At 51.4% G+C, this 19,465-nt stretch carries 18 protein-coding genes; 6 read left to right on the plus strand and 12 right to left on the minus strand.

Annotated elements, in window-relative coordinates; genetic code table 11:
• Window positions 1-70: 70 nt before the first annotated feature.
• From JL661_RS16485 to JL661_RS16495, 3 genes are all read right to left on the minus strand, one after another.
• Window positions 71-844, minus strand: coding sequence for an amino acid ABC transporter permease (locus tag JL661_RS16485; protein WP_004237990.1), 774 nt, complete (start codon window positions 842-844; stop codon window positions 71-73).
• A gap of 1 nt (window position 845) precedes the next feature.
• Window positions 846-1,583, minus strand: coding sequence for an amino acid ABC transporter permease (locus tag JL661_RS16490; protein WP_004237989.1), 738 nt, complete (start codon window positions 1,581-1,583; stop codon window positions 846-848).
• Window positions 1,584-1,660: 77 nt separating this feature from the next.
• Complete coding sequence (locus tag JL661_RS16495) at window positions 1,661-2,494, minus strand: ABC transporter substrate-binding protein (protein WP_004237988.1); 834 nt, start codon at window positions 2,492-2,494, stop codon at window positions 1,661-1,663.
• 630 nt (window positions 2,495-3,124) lie between these two features.
• Here JL661_RS16495 and JL661_RS16500 point away from each other — a divergent pair.
• The 5 genes from JL661_RS16500 to JL661_RS16520 are packed head-to-tail and all read left to right on the plus strand — an operon-like array spanning window position 3,125 to window position 8,780.
• Window positions 3,125-3,712 (plus strand): fimbrial protein, encoded by a 588-nt coding sequence (locus JL661_RS16500; protein WP_004237987.1) that lies wholly within the window; start codon window positions 3,125-3,127, stop codon window positions 3,710-3,712.
• A gap of 55 nt (window positions 3,713-3,767) precedes the next feature.
• Complete coding sequence (locus JL661_RS16505) at window positions 3,768-4,460, plus strand: fimbrial biogenesis chaperone (RefSeq protein WP_004237986.1); 693 nt, start codon at window positions 3,768-3,770, stop codon at window positions 4,458-4,460.
• Between the two features lie 14 nt (window positions 4,461-4,474).
• Window positions 4,475-6,985: a fimbria/pilus outer membrane usher protein gene (locus JL661_RS16510; RefSeq protein ID WP_062773324.1), complete on the plus strand. Its 2,511-nt coding sequence runs from the start codon at window positions 4,475-4,477 to the stop codon at window positions 6,983-6,985.
• 9 nt (window positions 6,986-6,994) lie between these two features.
• Complete coding sequence (locus tag JL661_RS16515) at window positions 6,995-8,074, plus strand: fimbrial protein (protein WP_004237983.1); 1,080 nt, start codon at window positions 6,995-6,997, stop codon at window positions 8,072-8,074.
• 13 nt (window positions 8,075-8,087) lie between these two features.
• On the plus strand, window positions 8,088-8,780 hold the full coding sequence (locus JL661_RS16520) for a fimbrial biogenesis chaperone (protein WP_062773327.1): 693 nt from the start codon (window positions 8,088-8,090) through the stop codon (window positions 8,778-8,780).
• 32 nt (window positions 8,781-8,812) lie between these two features.
• Here JL661_RS16520 and JL661_RS18700 read toward each other — a convergent pair whose 3' ends face one another.
• The 9 genes from JL661_RS18700 to greB all read right to left on the minus strand — a co-directional run bounded on the left by JL661_RS18700 (window position 8,813) and on the right by greB (window position 16,640).
• Window positions 8,813-9,073, minus strand: a complete 261-nt coding sequence (locus JL661_RS18700) for a zinc-ribbon domain-containing protein (protein ID WP_062773329.1) — start codon at window positions 9,071-9,073, stop codon at window positions 8,813-8,815.
• A 124-nt stretch (window positions 9,074-9,197) separates the two neighbouring features.
• On the minus strand, window positions 9,198-9,968 hold the full coding sequence (gene phoU, locus JL661_RS16525) for a phosphate signaling complex protein PhoU (protein WP_004904690.1): 771 nt from the start codon (window positions 9,966-9,968) through the stop codon (window positions 9,198-9,200).
• 13 nt (window positions 9,969-9,981) lie between these two features.
• Window positions 9,982-10,758 carry a phosphate ABC transporter ATP-binding protein PstB gene (gene pstB, locus JL661_RS16530; protein WP_004237979.1) on the minus strand — a complete coding sequence of 259 codons (777 nt, stop codon included), beginning with the start codon at window positions 10,756-10,758 and terminating at the stop codon, window positions 9,982-9,984.
• Window positions 10,759-10,789: 31 nt separating this feature from the next.
• Window positions 10,790-11,677 (minus strand): phosphate ABC transporter permease PstA, encoded by an 888-nt coding sequence (gene pstA / locus JL661_RS16535; protein WP_004237977.1) that lies wholly within the window; start codon window positions 11,675-11,677, stop codon window positions 10,790-10,792.
• 1 nt (window position 11,678) lies between these two features.
• On the minus strand, window positions 11,679-12,635 hold the full coding sequence (gene pstC / locus JL661_RS16540; RefSeq protein WP_004237976.1) for a phosphate ABC transporter permease PstC: 957 nt from the start codon (window positions 12,633-12,635) through the stop codon (window positions 11,679-11,681).
• An 82-nt stretch (window positions 12,636-12,717) separates the two neighbouring features.
• Window positions 12,718-13,758: a phosphate ABC transporter substrate-binding protein PstS gene (pstS, locus tag JL661_RS16545; protein WP_004237974.1), complete on the minus strand. Its 1,041-nt coding sequence runs from the start codon at window positions 13,756-13,758 to the stop codon at window positions 12,718-12,720.
• 295 nt (window positions 13,759-14,053) lie between these two features.
• Window positions 14,054-15,388 carry a two-component system sensor histidine kinase EnvZ gene (gene envZ, locus JL661_RS16550; RefSeq protein ID WP_024474736.1) on the minus strand — a complete coding sequence of 445 codons (1,335 nt, stop codon included), beginning with the start codon at window positions 15,386-15,388 and terminating at the stop codon, window positions 14,054-14,056.
• Complete coding sequence (gene ompR, locus JL661_RS16555) at window positions 15,385-16,104, minus strand: osmolarity response regulator transcription factor OmpR (protein WP_004237971.1); 720 nt, start codon at window positions 16,102-16,104, stop codon at window positions 15,385-15,387. The genes envZ and ompR overlap by 4 nt, the downstream gene beginning before the upstream one ends.
• A 50-nt stretch (window positions 16,105-16,154) precedes the next feature.
• Window positions 16,155-16,640, minus strand: a complete 486-nt coding sequence (greB, locus tag JL661_RS16560; RefSeq protein ID WP_024474735.1) for a transcription elongation factor GreB — start codon at window positions 16,638-16,640, stop codon at window positions 16,155-16,157.
• A gap of 185 nt (window positions 16,641-16,825) precedes the next feature.
• Between greB and JL661_RS16565 the strand changes: the two genes are divergently transcribed.
• Window positions 16,826-19,156, plus strand: coding sequence for a Tex family protein (locus JL661_RS16565; protein WP_049246095.1), 2,331 nt, complete (start codon window positions 16,826-16,828; stop codon window positions 19,154-19,156).
• Window positions 19,157-19,465 lie beyond the last annotated feature (309 nt).

Here is a 19,465-nt window from a genome sequence, read left to right on the forward strand (position 1 = left end):
AGAAAACGTTTGCGTTTCATTGCGGGAAAATCCCGGCCATTAACCGTACCGGGATTGTTACTGATCAAACTTATGATGAACAGGATGCCGGTTTTTCTGACAGCCGTACCGGTTTCTCTCTTCCCCGGCCAAACAGACGGGCAAGCCACGACTGACGGGGCTGCCGCTGTAATGAATAACGGCGCATCAGCGCATTTGCCCCCAGTTCCAGCCCGGAACACATCACAAAATAGATAAAAGCAACAAACAGGAAAATCTCTGTCGGGTAGACCATACTGCGGTTATTGACCTGAGACGCAAGGAACGACAACTCCCCCACACCGACGATATAGGCCAGCGAGGTATCTTTAATCAGCGCAATCCACTGATTAATAAAGGACGGGATCATCATCCGCAGCGCCTGCGGCAACACAATATGCCACAGCACTTCCCACCGGCTGAAACCGAGAGACATCCCCGCCTGCCACTGCCCTTTGCCTATTGCCAGAATACCGGCCTTCACACCGTGGGCGATATAAGCCGAGGTAACCAGCGCCAGTGCGCAGACGACCGTGGTAATTTCCGGCACATCCACACCAAAGGCAATCGGCAGCAGGAAATAGACCCAAAATATCAGCATAATGATGGGAATAGCGCGGAAAAACCCGAGAAATGCCGCAAACAGGTTTACCCACCAGCCACGCAGCATTGCCAGCATCACTCCGCCGATAGTCCCGAGCACCACGGAAATGGCCCCGGCAATCAGGCTGATCACCAGCGTCAGTGCCGCACCCTCAAGCGGACCGTCCGGGAAAGTGCCGAACAACAGATATTCCCAGTTATCACGAATTACGGAAAAGTCCATCTTAATGCCCCTGTGCCAGTGCCCGTTGTGTCCGCCACTGCCCGAAGGCTTCCATTACGGCAATAATGGCGATATAGAGGATCGTCGCGACTCCGAAGGCTTCAAAGGTTTGTAAGGACTGACTTTCCACCTGACGCGATGCATAAGAGAGTTCAGCCACACCGATCGCCATAGTCAGGGACGAGTTTTTCACCACATTCATATACTGCCCGAGCAGCGGCGGCATGGCGATTCTGACCGCCTGCGGCAGCACCACATAGCGCATGGACTGCCACGGAGTCAGCCCGAGCGCCAGTGCGGCTGATTTTTGCTGCCGTCCGATACCGGCAATTCCCGCCCGTAGTTCTTCCGCAATGAACGGCGCAGAATAGAGTGTCAGCCCGAACCACCCGGCGATAAATTCAAATGACGGCCATGCGAGTGTCAGCCCGGCCAGTTCAATTTCATGCGGCGTGTTCAGCCAGATTTTCAGCGCCTGCGGCAGGATTTCTCCAGAGGCGAAATACCAGAAAAACAGCTGTACCAGCAGCGGCGTATTACGGAATACACTGGTGTAAGCACTGACTAACCAGCGGAGCGGTGCGAGCTGGCTGTCCCGCCCGGCCACCAGCAGGAAACCCAGCAATGTCGCCGCGAGAATCGTCCAGAATGAGATAAGCAGGGTGATCACAAACCCCTGCCCCAGCCATCCCAGATATTCCGGCGCAAGTAAGTGCGCACTTATAAATTGCTCAAACATCCGCTAATCCCGTCTGTTACCGCAAAAATGCAGGAAGCCTCACCGGAGTGAGGCCTGATTCAGAAAACACACTCACGTTACTTCGGCTGGTCAGCCAGCGGAGCGAACTTAAATTCACCGCGCGGTTGTTCGGCTTTGGTGCCCGGACCAAACCACTGGTTATAAATCTGCTGTGATTTGCCCTCACTTTCGAGTTTCAGCAGGGTTTTGTTCACTGCTTCCACCAGACGGGTTTCTCCTTTCGGTGCTGCAAGCGCCTGGTATTCACGGGTCAGACTGAACGGAGAGAGTTCAAACTCCGCTTTTACTGACTCCGGCAGGTTACCGAGCAACCCGACCAGTTTGGCATCATCCTGCGTGATAGCATCGACGTTACCATTGCGCAGTGCTGCGAAGGCCAGCGGGGTATCATCATAAGAAATCACTTTGGTGCCCGGATATTTCTCGCGCAGCGTCACTTCCTGAACGGTACCTTTATCCGCGCCGATGCGCAGTTTTGCCACATCTTCCGGGGTTTTCAGCACACCTTTGCGGGCAATAAATTTTTGTCCGGTCTGAAAATCAGGAATGGAGAAATCCACCTGTTTCGCACGCTCACCGGTAATGGTGAAGTTCGCCCCGATTAAATCCACTTTGCCGGAGACCAGCAGCGGAATACGGTTTGCCGGGTTAGTCGGACGCAGTTCCAGCTTCACGCCGAGATCATCGGCAACGGCCTGTGCAATATCCACGTCATAACCTGCCAGTTTTTTGGTCTGCGGGTCGATAAATCCGAACGGCGGGTTGCTGTCAAAAACCGAAATACGGATCACGCCGGCTTTCTGAATATCATCAAGCTTATCAGCCTGTGCTGTACCACTTACTAATGCTAAACCGGCAAGCAGAGCCGGAACAAATAATGTCGGTTTCATACACACCCCTGGAATCAGTCACGGAAAACGTCAATTTGTGTAAATCACCATCTCACGCTATCAACTCCTGCTTAGTTCCTGAAATACTAAGAAAGAATAATTCCATAACTGATTGTTCTAAGATGAACACAAGGGCAGATCCGCTCTCCGCAATAACAAGCCATTATCTTTAATTTATCCATTTTTATTAAAAAAATTAATTACATTACTTATGATTATTTATCGAAATAAAATCATACGTTATTTTTTCTACGGAAATATTCACTGACCATGATAAGAGATACTAAACGCTCCATACAGCTGTTAATTAAAATTAATATCTAAAAGAAATTACTTATCAGAAAACCGTTAATAAACAATCACATCTTATTATTTGTATATTTATCTTTCCATTACCACCAAAATAAAAAATGAATACGAACTTATAAAAAATACAAGTTCTGAAAATGAAAATTTATAAACCTTGACAATAATCACATATCTGTAAATTTAAAAATTAAGAACTGGTAAATATCCCTAATGATTATAGATTTAAATAGACTGATTCTTATTAGTCTCTTTAAATGAAAATCCGCAAAAATAGCCTCTTATTTTTGTCAGTCTGGTATCTTATTTTTACCGGAGTTAACCATGTTAAAGAAAACGCTTATTACGGCATTAGTTTCTGCCGCCTTTTTTTCAGGCTCAGCGTCTGCGGTCACTGCTGCGGGCGGGATTATAAACATCACAGGTGCTATCAGTGACACCACCTGTACTATTAACGGAGGCAACAGCGCCGACTTCGCCGTATTATTAGATCCGATTACAGTAACGGATGCCGGGGTAACCGCAAATACCGTCATTACCAAAAATCAGAAAGCATTTACCATGACATTCTCTGATTGTGCACCTGCTTCAGTCCCGCCCGGAAGTAACCTGAAAATACATTTCGCGTCCCCCAACAATATATCGTCAACCGGAAACTACCTGATTAACGATACCGTTAATGAAGGGGATCCGTCTGTCGCGAAAAATGTCGGGTTCAGTTTATCGTCAACAACCGCACCGTCAGTGGCACTTTCACTGAATGCGGCGTATGACACCGGAGTGAAGGGAGATAAAACCGCACCAGCATCGGATCAGGTGACATTAATTGCCAGTTATTACAAAACCAATACCTCTCCTGCAAAAGTCGGGCCTGTACATTCCAACGTGATTTATACAGTCTCTTATTTATAACCATTGTCAGACAGTCAGGCTTGTCAAAAAGCCTGACTGTTTACAGGGGAATATAATGAAACGCCGATTCTTTTTTCTGATGATGCTTATTTTATCAGGTAATGCTACCGCCAATATCGTGATTAACGGAACGCGGCTTATTTATCATGAAGAAAATGACAGCATTACTGTTCAGCTGAATAATAACAGCCAGACATCATCATTAGCCCAGAGCTGGACAGATGACGGTGACATTAATGCCACACCGGAAAACAGCAGTTCCCCGTTTTATGTTTATCCGCCGATTGTCAAAATAGACGGAATGCAGGGACAGCAGCTTAAAATAAAGAAAAATAATGAAAAACTACCGGATGACCGGGAAAGTGTCTTTTATCTCAGTGTGCTGGATATTCCGGCCACGCCCGCCAATGCCAAAGGAAAAAGTGTGTTACAGGTGGCCCTGCGGTCACGGATAAAGCTGTTTTACCGCCCAGCCGGGCTGACGGCAAATCCGGAAACGGTTATTGATAATATTCAGTGGAAGCTCAACGGTGACCATTTATCCGTCACTAATAATTCCCCGTATCATTTTACCATTGCGGCGGTCAATGCTAATGACAGCAGCCACACCTGGCTGGCCGCCTCCGAAATGATTCCGCCATTTTCTGAAAAACAATTACCACTGAAAAATAAACCCGCAGCCCGTAATGCCTCAGTGACCTATGTGGATGATTACGGTGTGTATAAGTCGAAGAATATTACCTTCTGACGGACGATAATAACGTGAAAACACAACACTGCCTGCCGATTCTGATTATTGCCGGATTATGGAGCTATCCCCGCGAAGGCTTCACGGAAGAGTTCGATACCACCCTGCTGGCCGGTGAATCCGCTAAAGGGGATATTTCACGTTTATATCAGGAAAATACACTGCCGTCCGGCGATCAACTGATGGACGTTTATGTCAATAACACCTGGAAAGGTCAGTTTACCGTTGAAGTAGGGGAGCATAATAATGCCCTGAATTTTCAGCCGGAAGATATTAATAAGCTCGGGCTGAATCTTTCTGATGACGCGAAAACATTATCCGCAGAGAAACAGCCGGTTCCGGCAGATGATCTGACTTCCGGACTGACTTACCACCTGAATAAAAGTACATTACGGTTAGATTTGTCCGTGCCGCAAATCGGGGTAAAGACCGCCGATGCCGGTTATATTGATCCGGAATTATGGGATAACGGGCAGCCCGCCGTTATTCTCGGCTATAACGTTAATTACTATAACGCCAGACAAAAAAAGAATAACAAACAGAGCAATGACAGCTTTTTTGCCACAGTAAACTCCGGGCTGAACCTCGGTGTCTGGCAATTCCGCGATGAATCGGTTTACACCTCTTATTCCGGCGGACATAAAGGCTGGAAAAATAACAGCCGTTATCTTTACCGTCCGATCAGCCGTATTTTATCTGCGCTGACGCTGGGGGATTTTTATACGCCGCCTTCTATGTTCGGCAGCTTTAAATTCAGAGGCGCATCACTGGGAACGGATATGAATATGCTGCCGCCGTCCGGCCAGGGATTCGCACCAATCATCCGGGGTGTTGCTCAGACCAACGCCCTCGTCAGTATTTACCAGAACGGCAATCTTATTTTTCAGGAAAACGTACCGCCGGGTGAGTTTATGTTCCGTGATATTCAGCCGACCGGCGGCAGCGGCGATTTTTCCGTCATTATTCAGGAAGCAGACGGACGGAAAGAATCATTTACCGTCCCCTTCTCCGCTGTACCCGATATGCTGAAAGAGGGAATTTATAATTACAGTCTGACCGCCGGTCAGGCACGCCTGGATAATACACACTACCGCCCGGAGTTTGTGCAGGGGGAATTCCGTTACGGGCTGAATAATACCGTGACACTGTATACCGGCGGGATTGCCGGAAAAGATTACCGCTCTCTTTTGGCGGGCAGTGCCTGGAATCTGCCGTTCGGTGCGCTTTCTGTTGATGTGACACAGGCGGATGCGGACTTTAAAACCGGCCACAAAAGCGGCCAGAGCTACCGTATCACCTACAGTAAGTTTGTCAGCACCACCTCCACCAACCTGACTCTCGCGACATACCGCTACTCCACCGGGAATTTTTACAGTTTCACCGATGCCATCTATCAGCAGGATAACTACCGGGCGTGGGATGCTTACCGTAATGAGCAGGAAAACCTCACCGATAACACGCCGCGTCAGATACCGGATCTGATGACAATGGATGCCATGCGCGGTGCTCGCGCTAAAAATACCTTCACCGTGAATTTAAATCAGTATCTGGGAGAGAACCGGGGGGTGATTTATATCTCCGGCACACACCGGGATTACTGGAATTCCGGCGGCAGCAACCGGGAATATCAGCTTGGATATTCAAACAGTTATAACGAGATCAGCTATACCGTGTCTGCATCACGCACCCGCAATTTTGATGATAAAAATGAAACCCGGTTTTACCTGAATGTCAGCGTGCCGATTTCTGTTTTCGGTAAAAGTGCATCACTCAGCAGCGGTATTTACGCCACCGATTCCCGTTATCAGCAGGCTACTGTCAGCCTGAGCGGCACAGCCGGTAAAGATGATTTGGTTAACTACACGCTGACCGGCTCAAACCAGAACGGCGGCAGTAATCTTGCAGGCGCGAACCTTACTTACCGTAACCCGTACAGCACCCTGTCCGGCTCATTCAGTGAGGGTAACGATTACCGTCAGGCGGGCGCCGGGGCAAAAGGAACTATCGTCGCGATCCCGGGCCACATCGCCATGTCCGGTGACACCGGCAATACCTATACCATTATTGATGCCCCGCAGGCCGGTAACCGGATGGTGAATTCGGATAAAGCATCCCTGACAAACAGTGATGGTGTGGTGCTGATGACACAATCTGTTCCTTACCGCGCCAATTCTTACACTCTGTCAGACACAGAAAAAAGTTCCGGTGCCGAAGTGACCGGTAATATCGGCCAGGTCAGCCCGTATAAAGGTGCGGTCAGTTATATCCGCATGGAAACCGATCCCCGTCAGACTTTCATTCTGCGGGCGGCGCGGGAAAACGGCAGCACACTGCCGTTCGGCACAGAAGTGACTGATGAGCAGCATCAGCCGCTGGGATATGTCGGGCAGTCAGGGCTGCTCTATCTGAAAAGCGGGCAGTTGCCGTCATCACTGATCATAAAACTGACGGCAGACGGGAAACAGCAGTGTGTTATCCGCAATCCGGTGGTCACGCCGGATAAAAATCACAATATCTGCCGGTAAAAGGAAACAATGATGAAAACATCCGCCGCTGTATTACTTTTATTCCTGACGGTGATAAGCAGCAGGGCGGCTTATGCCACCTGCTCGGTAACATCCACCCAGACAGCACCGGCCGTGGCGCTGGATCTTTCGGCTGATCTGATCGGCGCCACCACAACCGTATCCAAAGTATCTCAGACCAACTTCAGCGGCCCGTTTACCTGTACGACAGCATTGCCGCTGTTTCCGAATACCATCGGGATCGACTCTCCCTTTAATGGCCGGACAGCGACAATCGGGTTTAATAACGGCGCACAACTCGTCAATATCACCCTGACCGCACTGACAAAAAATAATGTTTCCGGCCTGGCGGCCGGTACTCACAACGGGACTGAACTCAATACCGGTTTCACACTGCGTTTTGATCTGGTCACCACGCCGACCGGCAACTACACCAAAGTTCCGGGTAATACTGTGACGATCACACCGGTCATTTTTGCCTCTGATGCCACCACCCTGGGGCTGGTGGGCTGGCTGGCAGCACTTCTCAATAAGATTTTGCAGTTTTTACTGACACTGCAATGGCCGTCCGATCCGAATGATATGTTTTTGCAGCCGGTGCAGATTACTTACAATCCGCCGGTGACCACCTGTACCTTTACCAATGCCGGGCTGACCGTCAGCCTGCCGCTGATGAGTATCAATGCCGTTAAAACCACCGATAAAGCCGGATACACCCCGTTCCGCCTCAATTTTACCTGTGGCGGCCTCCTCCCGGGTAACACCGCGTCCCGGGATATTGCCATGTTCCTGTCGTCGTCCAATTTACAGCCGTCCGATAAAACCGTGCTGACCAATACCATTTCCGGCGGTGCCGGTGGTGTCGGCTTCCGGGTGGTGAAAGCCAATAATCTCAGCAGTCCGGTACAGTTTTCTGACAGTGCCAATGCTCAGGGCAGTGCCACCAGCATTTTCACTGCCGCCAAAGGCAGCGCGGTTTCACCAGCGTTCTCTGTCGATCTCGGCGCGTATTATTATCCCTACAATCCGACTGCGGTAACACAGGGAAAAATAAGCAGTTCCGCGACTCTGGTTTTTTCCTACAACTGAACCGGTGGAGGACATGATGCGGACAGGCATTCTGATCATTCTGCTCCTGTGCATACAGGTGGGATACGCTGGTGTTGTCATCAATACCACGCGGGTGATTTTTCCGGGTAATCAGGAAAATACAGAAATCCAGCTGACCAACAGCGGGGACATGCCGTCACTGGTGCAGAGCTGGGTGGATGAGGGGGATATCAATTCCTCGCCGGAAACCAGCAGTGCACCCTTTATGGTGGTACCGCCGGTGACGCGGATTGCAGGGAGCGGCGGACAACAGCTGAAAATCCGTGTTCTGAAAAATAATCTTCCCCGCGACCGGGAATCGGTTTTTTATCTCAATGTGGTGGATATTCCGGCGAAGACGGCCACCACCGGTAATACCCTGCAATTTGCCCTGCGGACACGGATAAAGCTGTTTTACCGGCCGGATGATCTTTTGCAGCCGCCGGATGCAGTCCCGGAACAGATTTCAGCCTCGTTATCAGGAGAAACACTGATTCTGAAAAACCCCACGCCTTACTATTTCACATTATCCGCGCTCGTCTCCGGCGGAGATAATGCGCCGTCACATATCAGCACCGTGATGCTCGCCCCTTATTCAGAGAGCCGGGTGGCATACACCGGGCATTTATCTGCGGGAGAGTCCGTCACGCTGATCAGCATTAATGATAAAGGGCGCAGTGTGCGGACAGAGAAAAAGCTGAACTGAGAATGCCGGTCAGGTAATGACCGGCTTTTGCATTACGGGTTGAGTGCATTACCGCACCGGCCGCAGAAGCGGCTGTCCGGCGGGTAACCGGTACCGCACTTCTGACAATATCCGCTGATATTCTGCGGAGTATTGTTGTTTAACTGCTCCGGATAACCATTATTGTCACGGCCATGCTTATTGTAACCCGTATTACCATGTTTGCTGCCATGACCGCTGCTGCAGTGGCCGCCGCTGCGGTTCCCGTGACCGGATCCGCCTCCGCTGTTAAAAAACCGGCTGAATAAACCCATCGTACACCTCCGGAAACACTGTTTTGTCTGTTTCAGAAAGTATAAACCCCGGAGTTAACTCCAGGGTCAAATCAGAACAGGGACTTTTACAAAAACAGATAATATCGCCGGAGAAGCCACCCGGTTATGCCGGATCATTCCCTTTTTCGCCGTTATTACTGTGTGCGGAGACTTCAATCACATGCTCGCCGAGCAGGATACGTTCCACATCATCCCCTTTCACATGACGGAAATCCTGTCCCTTCACATAATAGAAGATAAATTCGCAGATATTCTGGCAGCGATCACCGATACGCTCGATAGAGCGGGCACAGAACAGCGCGGTCAGGACACTCGGGATAGTGCGCGGATCTTCCATCATATAGGTCATCAGCTGACGGACAATCCCTTCATATTCCTGATCCACTTTCTGGTCTTCGCGGTAGATGCGGATAGCTTCCTGAATATCCATACGCGCAAAGGCATCCAGCACATCATGCAGCATCTGAATGGCATGGCGGCCGAGGGATTCCAGACTGACCAGCAACGGCTGATGCTGCTGTGAAAATTTTTCCAGCGCGGTTTTGGCAATTTTATCCGCCACATCCCCGATCCGTTCCAGTTCGGCGATGGTTTTGGAAATCGCCATAATCAGGCGCAGGTCGCTCGCGGTCGGCTGGCGTTTGGCAATAATGCGGACACAGGCTTCATCAATCATCACTTCCATGATGTTGACCTGCTTGTCACCAGCGATAACCTCACGCGCCAGGTCTTCGTCCTGGTTATGCATGGCGGTGATCGCTTTGCTGAGCTGCTCTTCCACCAGCCCGCCCATTGTCATCATTTCTGTGCGGATATGCTCTAATTCAGCATTAAACTGCCCGGAAATATGTTTATTGTGATTCAGATTTTCCATGATTGTCTCCGCATCAGCCATAACGACCGGTGATGTAATCTTCGGTTTGTTTCTTGCCCGGGGTGGTAAACAGGGTATCAGTATCACTGAATTCAATTAGTTCGCCCAGATACATAAATGCAGTGTGGTCAGAACAGCGCGCCGCCTGCTGCATGTTATGCGTGACGATCACCACGGTGTATTCCGATTTCAGCTCGCTGATAAGCTCTTCAATACGCCCGGTGGAGATAGGATCCAGTGCCGAGCACGGCTCATCCAGCAGGAGAACCTCAGGGCGGATAGCAATACCGCGGGCAATACACAGACGCTGCTGCTGACCGCCGGAGAGGCTGTAGCCGCTCTGATGCAGTTTATCTTTGGTTTCGTTCCACAGTGCCGCTTTGGTCAGTGCCCACTGTACCCGCTCATCCATCTCGGCGCGCGGCAGTTTTTCAAACAGACGGACACCAAAGGCAATATTGTCATAAATAGACATCGGGAACGGTGTTGGTTTCTGGAACACCATGCCGACTTTGGCGCGTAATAACGCGATATCCTGGGTATCGGTCAGAATATTGGTGCCATCCAGCAGGATTTCGCCTTCCGCACGCTGTTCATTATACAGTGCGTACATTTTGTTGAAGGTACGCAGCAGGGTCGATTTCCCGCAACCGGACGGGCCGATAAAGGCCGTGACTTTATTTTTGGCGATATCCAGCGAAATGTTTTTCAGCGCGTGGAACTGGCCGTAATAGAAGTTCAGATCACGAACCTGAATTTTGCTTTCAGTTACGTTTTGAATTTTACTCATGACTCTCTCTCATTCATCCGCAGTCATTTAATCAGTGCTTTTTCTTCGCAAACAGCACACGCGCCACGATATTAATTAACAGCACACACAGTGTGATCAGCAGGACACCCGCCCAGGCCAGACTCTGCCACTCCGCAAACGGACTCATGGCAAACTTGAAGATAGTGACCGGCAGGTTGGCAATCGGCTGCATCAGATCCGTACTCCAGAACTGGTTGGAGAGGGAGGTAAAGAGCAGCGGCGCCGTTTCCCCGGCAATACGGGCAATCGCCAGCAGCACCCCGGTGATAATCCCGGAGACCGAGGCTTTCAGGGTAATCGCTGAAATCATTTTCCATTTTGGTGTGCCGAGGGCATACGCCGCTTCGCGCAGGCTGTCCGGCACCAGACGCAGCATGTTTTCCGTGGTACGGATAACAATCGGGATCTGTAACAGTGCCAGGGCAATCACCCCCGCCCAGCCGGAGAAGTGCTGCATCTGCATCACCACGATGGTGTAAACAAACAGTCCGACCACAATCGACGGTGCGGATAACAAAATGTCATTAATAAACCGGGTGACTTCCGCCAGCCAGGATTTACGGCCGTATTCCGCCAGATAAATCCCGGCAAGAATACCCAGCGGTGTCCCGATAACGGTCGCCCATAAGATCAGCAGGCCGGAACCGACAATGGCGTTCGCCAGACCCCCGCCTTCGGTATTCGGCGGCGGTGTCATTTCGGTGAACAGCGCCAGCGACATGCCGTCCATCCCTTTGGTGACGGTCGAGAACAGGATCCAGATTAACCAGAACAGCCCGAATGCCATGGTGGACATGGATAAAAACAGGGCAACGCGGTTTTTCTGACGGCGCCAGAACTGGCGTTTCTGCCGTGCGCTGATATCCACTTTCGGTTGTTGAATATTCATTTCAGCCATCTCAGCGCCCCTCTTTCTTATTCAGACGCATCACCATAAATTTGGAGATAGCAAGGACGATAAAGGTGATGACAAACAGAATCAGCCCCAGCTCCATCAGTGCCGCTGTGTGCAGCCCGGATTCCGCTTCCGCGAACTCGTTCGCCAGTGCCGAGGTGATACTGTTGCCCGGCATGTACAGCGAGAAGCTGTCCAGCTGATAGGTGTTACCGATGATAAAGGTCACCGCCATGGTCTCCCCCAGGGCGCGGCCCAGACCCAGCATCACGCCGCCGATCACCCCGTTCTTGGTGTACGGCAGTACAATCCGCCAGATCACCTCCCAGGTGGTACAGCCGATGCCGTAAGCCGATTCTTTCATCATCACCGGCGTCTGCTCGAACACATCGCGCATCACCGAGGCAATATACGGAATGATCATGATGGCGAGGATAACGCCCGCCGCCAGGATCCCGATCCCGAAGGCCGGACCGGAGAACAGCTCGCCGACAATCGGGATGCTCGACATCACCTCGCCGACCGGCTGCTGGAAATAGGTGGCAAACAGCGGGGCAAAGACAAACAGTCCCCACATGCCGTAAACGATACTCGGAATAGCGGCTAACAGCTCGATCGCGATACCCAGTGGACGGCGCAGCCAGTTCGGTGCCAGTTCTGTCAGGAACAGCGCAATCCCGAAACTCACCGGGACCGCAATCAGCAGGGCGATAACCGAGGTCACGATGGTGCCGTAAATCGGTACCAGTGCCCCGTACTCTTCCGCCGGCGGGTTCCACTCTTTATTCCATAAGAAACCTAAGCCGAATTTTTCAATGCTCGGCCATGACGCAATAATCAGTGAAATAATAATTCCGCCAAGTAACAATAGCGTAATCAGCGCTGCCAGTTTTACCAGAGCACTGAAAAGTTGGTCGCCGCGTTTGCCTGGTGGTTTCATTGCCGTTTTCAGTTCGGCCATAGTCGCTTCCGTTTTTACACAGATCCCCCCCGGTGCGGGGGGGATCAATTACTGATAAATCGTTACTTCATCATCTGCCGTATCAGTACAGCGGCTTACCGCTGCTGTCTTTGACACTGGTTTTCCATGATGCACGGACCTGTTCAATCACTTCTTTCGGCAGTACCGCGTAATCCAGTTTTTCTGCCTGCTCACCGCCGTTCTTGTATGCCCAGTCAAAGAATTTCAGAACTTCCTGACCTTTGGCAGCATCTTTCTGATTGGTATGAACCAGGATGAAGGTGGTGGAAGTAATCGGCCATGCATTCGGACCCGGCTGGTTAGTCAGATCCTGAGCGAAGCTTTTTGACCACTCGGCTTTACGCGCTGCGTTACTGAAGCTTTCGCCGGTCGGGGAAACCGCATCACCGTCCGCAGAAATCAGCTTGGTGTAAGCCAGTTTATTCTGTTTGGCGTAAGCGTATTCCACATAACCTATAGAGCCCGGCAGACGCTGAACGAATGCTGCGATACCGTCGTTGCCTTTACCGCCCAGACCAACCGGCCAGTTAACGGTAGAGCCTGCGCCGACCTGCTCTTTCCAGTCAGGGCTGACTTTTGACAGGTAGCTGGTGAAGACGAAAGAGGTACCGGAACCATCCGCACGGCGGACAACCGCGATATCCTGATCCGGCAGTTTAACTGACGGGTTCAGTTTGGTGATTGCCGGGTCATTCCATTTTTTGATTTTACCCAGGTAGATATCACCCAGGGTTTTGCCGTCGAGCACCAGTTCACCGGACTTCAGACCCGGCAGGTTGACGGCCAGCACCACACCGCCGATCACGGTCGGGAACTGGAATAAATTATCTGCGGCCAGTTTATCTTCGGACAGCGGCGCATCTGACGCCCCGAAATCAACGGTATTGGCTACAATCTGCTTCACACCGCCGGAGGAACCAATCCCCTGGTAGTTAACTTTGTTACCGGTTTCTTTCTGGTAAGTATCAGCCCACTGCGCATACACCGGCGCAGGGAATGTTGCACCCGCCCCGGTCAGACTGGTCGCGGCAAATGCAGAAAATGCAGAGAGAGAAAGTGTCGCTGCCATAACAGTGGCTACTGCGGTACGCATCGGTTTCATGATCCCTCCTGACGGGATTTATAGATAATGACGATAAACGTTGTATCTGGTTAATGTCGGAACATGAGGGAAAATAGGACAATCTGGTGACAATAATATGTAGGTTATATGACAGTTTTATGACACTGCAGGTGCGCGGGGACACAAAACCGGAAAAATGACGGGGAAACACAAAAACGAGGCAAGGCTGTAATTTTATGATTTTATTGATATTAAAAGTAAAACCCCTGAGATAATTGCTTACCGCAGGGGTTTATGACAGTCATATGACGATGACATGCTGCTGTCATAATAATTAATCATCTCTGTCATCCGGCAGCGGCAGCATCACGCGGATACGGAATCCGCCGCGCTGACTGCGGCCGACATCAATTTTGCCGTCATGTGCATCCACAATCCGGCGCAGAATTGCCAGCCCCAGCCCGGTACCTTTATTACTGCGCGCTTTTTCACCCTGTACAAACGGCTGGAACAGATCCGGAATATCCGCCTCGTCAATACCGTTGCCGTCATCTTCCACCTGGAACCAGGCGAAATGCTCATCACTGCCGCTGCTGACACGGATCCAGCCGTTGCCGTAGCGGGTGGCATTAACCAGCATATTGCCCAGTGCGCGTTTAATCGCAATCGGGTTACCGGTGAGATAAACCGGCGCCTGAATAACATCATTCTGAAGTGTGACATCCGAGTGGATGTGCGCTTCAATCACCTCATTGAGGACGGATGTCAGTTCCAGATGCATCATCTCCATCTCACGGCCGGTGCGCAGATACGCCATAAACTGCTCAATGATACCGTCACACTCTTCAATATCATTGTTGATGGATTCCGCCAGATAATCGTCATCCGGGTTCATCATTTCCGTTGCCAGGCGGATGCGGGTCAGCGGCGTGCGCAGATCATGGCTGACACCGGCCATCAGCACAGTGCGATCCTGCTCCAGCGTTTTGATATCTCTGGACATCTGGTTAAACGAGCGGATAACTGATCGCACTTCTGCCGCCCCGGCTTCCCGTACCGGAACCAGCGGGCCGCCGGTGCCGATCTGCCGGGCTGCGGATTCCAGCTCGGTCAGCGGACGGTTCTGATAGCGGATAAATACCCAGACACCTGCAAAGACAATCAGCAGAAAGGCAAAAATATAACGGAAGACCGGCGAGAACTGATCCTGACCGATTTCGGTCAGCGGCACTCTCACCCAGACATCCGGGGCAATATAGGAGTTCAGCCACAGCACGGGATAATCACGGCTGACTTCCAGCCGGACATCCGCATAACCGTCCAGATAATGGCTCATCTGTTTACTGAGGGATTCAAAATGACGCGCCCAGCGCAGTCCGCCCTCATCGGCTGTCTCTTCGGTAAAAAAGGTAATGCCCAGCTCTTCATAAATTTTCTTACGCAGCGCCGGAGAAACACGTACCGCGGTTCCGTCCTTCAGCACCATCTCTTCGCTCATCAGTGTGCGCACTTCATAGGCCAGCACCCGGTTAAACTGCTGCAGGCTGGGCATCACAATGAAATTCACAACGGCCAGATAACTTGTTGTTATGGTTGCAAACAACAGAAAGATGACCAGAAATAACGAACGCGAAAAGGTGCTCCTCGGCGAGAACCGCAGCCGCTTCATGCCTTGTTGCCGTCCGGAACGAACACGTAACCCAGTCCCCATACGGTCTGGATATAACGCGGATGTGTCGGATCTTCCTCAATCATGCGGCGCAGACGGGAAATCTGCACATCGATTGAACGTTCCATCGCACTGTACTCACGGCCGCGCGCCAGGCTCATCAGCTTATCGCGGGACAGCGGTTCGCGCGGGTGTGACACCAGCACTTTCAGCACGGCGAACTCACCGCTGGTCAGCGGCATGTTTTCATCTTCGTGGAACATCTCACGGGTGCCGAGGTTCAGTTTGAACTTACCGAACTGAATCACCGCATCATCCTGGGATGGTGCACCCGGCAGTTCATTCGCCTGACGGCGCAGCACCGCACGGATACGCGCCAGCAGTTCGCGCGGGTTAAACGGCTTCGGAATATAATCATCCGCACCAATTTCCAGCCCGACGATGCGATCCACTTCTTCCCCTTTCGCCGTCACCATAATGATCGGAATCGGGTTATTCTGGCTTCTCAGACGGCGGCAGATAGACAGCCCGTCTTCGCCCGGTAACATCAGATCCAGGACAATAAGATGGATAGATTCACGCGTCAGCAGGCGATCCATCTGTTCCGCATTCGCGGCGGTACGGACCTGGAAACCCTGCTCACTCAGATAGCGCTCAAGCAGCGCACGCAGACGCATGTCATCATCAACGACAAGGACCTTATAACTTTCCTGCATGTTTGACTCCCGGGTTCATTTTTTCATGCAACTCTTCAGATTAATTGTGCCTATTCAGCAATCGGCTGATAGCGGATAGACAAAATGACATAATTCACTTCACCGTCAGGTGTTATTACCGTTACTTCATCATCCGCCTGTTTTCCGATTAATGCCCGGGCCACAGGGGAATCAACAGAAATCCATTTCTTTGCCGGGGAAAATTCATCGGATCCGACGATGCGAAAAGTCTGAATTTCTTCATCATCATTTTCCAGTTCCACCCACGCCCCGAAAAATACTTTTCCTTCCTGGCGGGGATCCGGCTCGACTATCTTTAAGTTATCCAGACGTTTTGAAAGAAACCGGACGCGTCTGTCTATTTCACGCAGACGTTTCTTTCCGTATATATACTCGGCGTTTTCCGAGCGATCCCCCTGTGCAGCGGCTTCTGACACTGCCTGAGTGACCTGCGGACGTTCTGTTTTCCAGAGATATTTTAACTCCTGATCCAGCGCATCCCATCCTTCACGGGTAATCAGGTTACTTTTTGCCATATGTTACCTAAACAAAAAATAAATTATTTAAATAAATTGTAATACTAAATGCATTTTCTGAAAGATAACAGCTATGCATAATTCATTTATATTACTTTATATCGGCTGGTAATTCCCGTTTTGAACACGTATAACTGTCCCCTGAAATTTTTTTACGTCAATTTATCGCAGCCGGAAAGAATATCATGATGAATGAATCTCTGAGCCAGATTATTGCCGGTGAACTGAATGCGCAAACCCGCCAGGTCACCGCCGCGATTACCCTGCTGGATGAGGGAAATACCGTCCCTTTTATCGCCCGCTACCGGAAAGAAGTCACCGGCGGCCTGGATGATACTCAGCTGCGTCAGCTGGAAACCCGTCTCAGCTACCTGCGCGAACTGAACGACCGCCGCCGGGCCATCCTCAAATCCATTGAGGAACAGGGCAAACTAACCCCTGAACTGGCGGGGGCGATTAACGGCACGCTCAGCAAAACGGAGCTGGAAGACCTCTACCTGCCTTACAAACCCAAGCGCCGCACACGCGGACAGATTGCGGCGGAAGCCGGTCTGGAACCGCTGGCAGACACGCTGTGGCAGGATCCGTCACAGGATCCGGAAATCCTCGCCGCCACCTATGTGGACAGCGAAAAAGGGGTTGCCGACACCAAAGCCGCCCTCGACGGCGCCCGCTACATCCTGATGGAGCGTTTTGCGGAAGATGCCGGTCTGCTGGGGAAAGTCCGTGATTATCTGTGGCGCAATGCGCATCTGGTTTCCGTTGTGATCAGCGGAAAAGAGGCGGAAGGCGCAAAATTCAGTGATTATTTCGATCACCATGAACCGATTGCCAATGTCCCGTCACACCGCGCTCTGGCGATGTTCCGTGGTCGCAATGAAGGCATTCTGCAACTCTCCCTCAATGCCGACCCGCAGTGTGAGGAGCCGCCGAAAGAGAGCTATTGCGAAGAGTTAATCCGCGATTATCTCGGCTTCCGCTTTAACAATGCTCCGGCGGACAGCTGGCGCAAAGCGGTGGTGAGCTGGACATGGCGGGTCAAGGTGCTGCTGCACCTGGAAACCGAGTTAATGGCCGCGCTGCGCGAGAAAGCAGAAGATGAGGCAATTAATGTCTTCGCCCGCAACCTCAGTGATCTGCTGATGGCGGCACCGGCCGGGATGCGCGCCACAATGGGGCTGGATCCGGGTCTGCGTACCGGGGTGAAAGTCGCGGTGGTCGATGCCACCGGTAAAGTGCTGGCCACCGACACCATTTATCCGCACACCGGCCAGACTGCCAAAGCAGCGGCATCCGTCGCGGCGCTCTGCCTGAAATACCATGTGGAACTGGTGGCGATCGGTAACGGGACAGCATCCCGTGAAACTGAACGTTTCTTTGCCGATGTGCAGAAGCAGTTCCCGGATATCAAAGCCCAGAAAGTGATTGTCAGTGAAGCCGGTGCCTCCGTTTACTCTGCGTCAGAACTGGCAGCGGCAGAATTCCCGGACCTGGATGTATCACTGCGCGGTGCCGTTTCTATCGCCCGCCGGTTACAGGATCCGCTGGCCGAACTGGTGAAAATCGACCCGAAATCCATCGGGGTCGGCCAGTATCAGCATGATGTCAGCCAGACACAACTTGCCCGTAAACTGGATGCGGTAGTGGAAGACTGCGTAAACGCCGTCGGCGTTGACCTCAACACCGCATCTGTCGCCCTGCTGACCCGCGTTGCCGGGCTGAGCAAAGTGATCGCACAGAATATTGTTGACTGGCGTGATGAAAACGGCCGTTTTGCTGACCGCAAGCAGCTGCTGAAAGTCGCGCGTCTCGGCCCGAAAGCCTTTGAGCAGTGCGCCGGGTTCCTGCGTATTGCCGGCGGTAAAAATGCGCTGGATGCCTCCACCGTTCACCCGGAAGCCTATCCGGTGGTGGAAAAAATCCTGCAGGCCACACAGAAAACCCTCAGTGATCTGATGGGTAACAGTGATGTGCTGCGCAATCTGAAAGCACAGGATTTTGTCACTGAACAATTCGGTGTGCCGACCGTTTCCGACATCCTCAAAGAACTGCAAAAACCCGGTCGTGACCCGCGTCCGGAGTTTAAAACCGCCACCTTTGCCGATGGCATTGAAACCATGAATGATTTGCGTCCGGGCATGGTTCTGGAAGGCGCGGTCACCAACGTCACCAATTTCGGTGCTTTTGTGGATATCGGTGTTCATCAGGACGGACTGGTGCATATCTCCTCGCTGGCCAACCGCTATGTGGAAGATCCGCATACCGTGGTCAAAGCCGGGGATATCGTCAGTGTCAAAGTGCTGGATGTGGATATCGCCCGTAAGCGTATCGCGCTGACCATGCGGATGGATGAGGAGCCGGAAACGGCAGCCCGCCGCGGTGGTGGCGGCAGCGATAAACCACGGGCGGAAAAGCGTCAGAACAACCGCCCTGCCCGTAACGGTAATAATGACACCTCTGCCGGTAACAGTGCGATGGGTGATGCCCTCGCCGCGGCATTCGGTAAGCGTAAGTAATTCCCCTGCTATCATGTACGCGGCAGCCCCGGCTGCCCGTACATTTCCCTCCTGTTAGTCACATATTGCGTTAATTAGTCGTAAAAATTGTTATTAACGTAAATCAATACGTGAAATATCTGCTCTCAATTGTTTTATACGCCGGATATCTTGATGCACATCAAACTTTGCTGGTTAATTTTCGGGCTAAATAGGTAAAATATTGTTGGTTATGATTTGCATTTACAGTATCAATTAAATTTGTAAGGGATATTTTTCTGCCAAACTGTTCGTGCAATAATCATTTGCAATATCATTCCTGTTTGCATG

It is taken from the genome of Morganella morganii (genome assembly GCF_019243775.1).
Lineage (GTDB): Bacteria > Pseudomonadota > Gammaproteobacteria > Enterobacterales > Enterobacteriaceae > Morganella > Morganella morganii.

Bases quoted from the DNA above. Each gene is read 5' to 3' on its own strand.
- JL661_RS16490 (WP_004237989.1), bottom strand. From the start codon at position 1,583: ATGTTTGAGCAATTTATAAGTGCGCACTTACTTGCGCCGGAATATCTG.
- pstC (WP_004237976.1), bottom strand. From the start codon at position 12,635: ATGGCCGAACTGAAAACGGCAATGAAACCACCAGGCAAACGCGGCGAC.
- ompR (WP_004237971.1), bottom strand. From the start codon at position 16,104: ATGCAGGAAAGTTATAAGGTCCTTGTCGTTGATGATGACATGCGTCTG.
- JL661_RS16485 (WP_004237990.1), bottom strand. From the start codon at position 844: ATGGACTTTTCCGTAATTCGTGATAACTGGGAATATCTGTTGTTCGGC.
- pstA (WP_004237977.1), bottom strand. From the start codon at position 11,677: ATGGCTGAAATGAATATTCAACAACCGAAAGTGGATATCAGCGCACGG.
- JL661_RS16565 (WP_049246095.1), top strand. From the start codon at position 16,826: ATGATGAATGAATCTCTGAGCCAGATTATTGCCGGTGAACTGAATGCG.
- JL661_RS16500 (WP_004237987.1), top strand. From the start codon at position 3,125: ATGTTAAAGAAAACGCTTATTACGGCATTAGTTTCTGCCGCCTTTTTT.
- JL661_RS16515 (WP_004237983.1), top strand. From the start codon at position 6,995: ATGATGAAAACATCCGCCGCTGTATTACTTTTATTCCTGACGGTGATA.
- greB (WP_024474735.1), bottom strand. From the start codon at position 16,640: ATGGCAAAAAGTAACCTGATTACCCGTGAAGGATGGGATGCGCTGGAT.
- JL661_RS16505 (WP_004237986.1), top strand. From the start codon at position 3,768: ATGAAACGCCGATTCTTTTTTCTGATGATGCTTATTTTATCAGGTAAT.
- phoU (WP_004904690.1), bottom strand. From the start codon at position 9,968: ATGGAAAATCTGAATCACAATAAACATATTTCCGGGCAGTTTAATGCT.
- JL661_RS18700 (WP_062773329.1), bottom strand. From the start codon at position 9,073: ATGGGTTTATTCAGCCGGTTTTTTAACAGCGGAGGCGGATCCGGTCAC.
- JL661_RS16495 (WP_004237988.1), bottom strand. From the start codon at position 2,494: ATGAAACCGACATTATTTGTTCCGGCTCTGCTTGCCGGTTTAGCATTA.
- pstS (WP_004237974.1), bottom strand. From the start codon at position 13,758: ATGAAACCGATGCGTACCGCAGTAGCCACTGTTATGGCAGCGACACTT.
- envZ (WP_024474736.1), bottom strand. From the start codon at position 15,388: ATGAAGCGGCTGCGGTTCTCGCCGAGGAGCACCTTTTCGCGTTCGTTA.
- JL661_RS16520 (WP_062773327.1), top strand. From the start codon at position 8,088: ATGATGCGGACAGGCATTCTGATCATTCTGCTCCTGTGCATACAGGTG.
- pstB (WP_004237979.1), bottom strand. From the start codon at position 10,758: ATGAGTAAAATTCAAAACGTAACTGAAAGCAAAATTCAGGTTCGTGAT.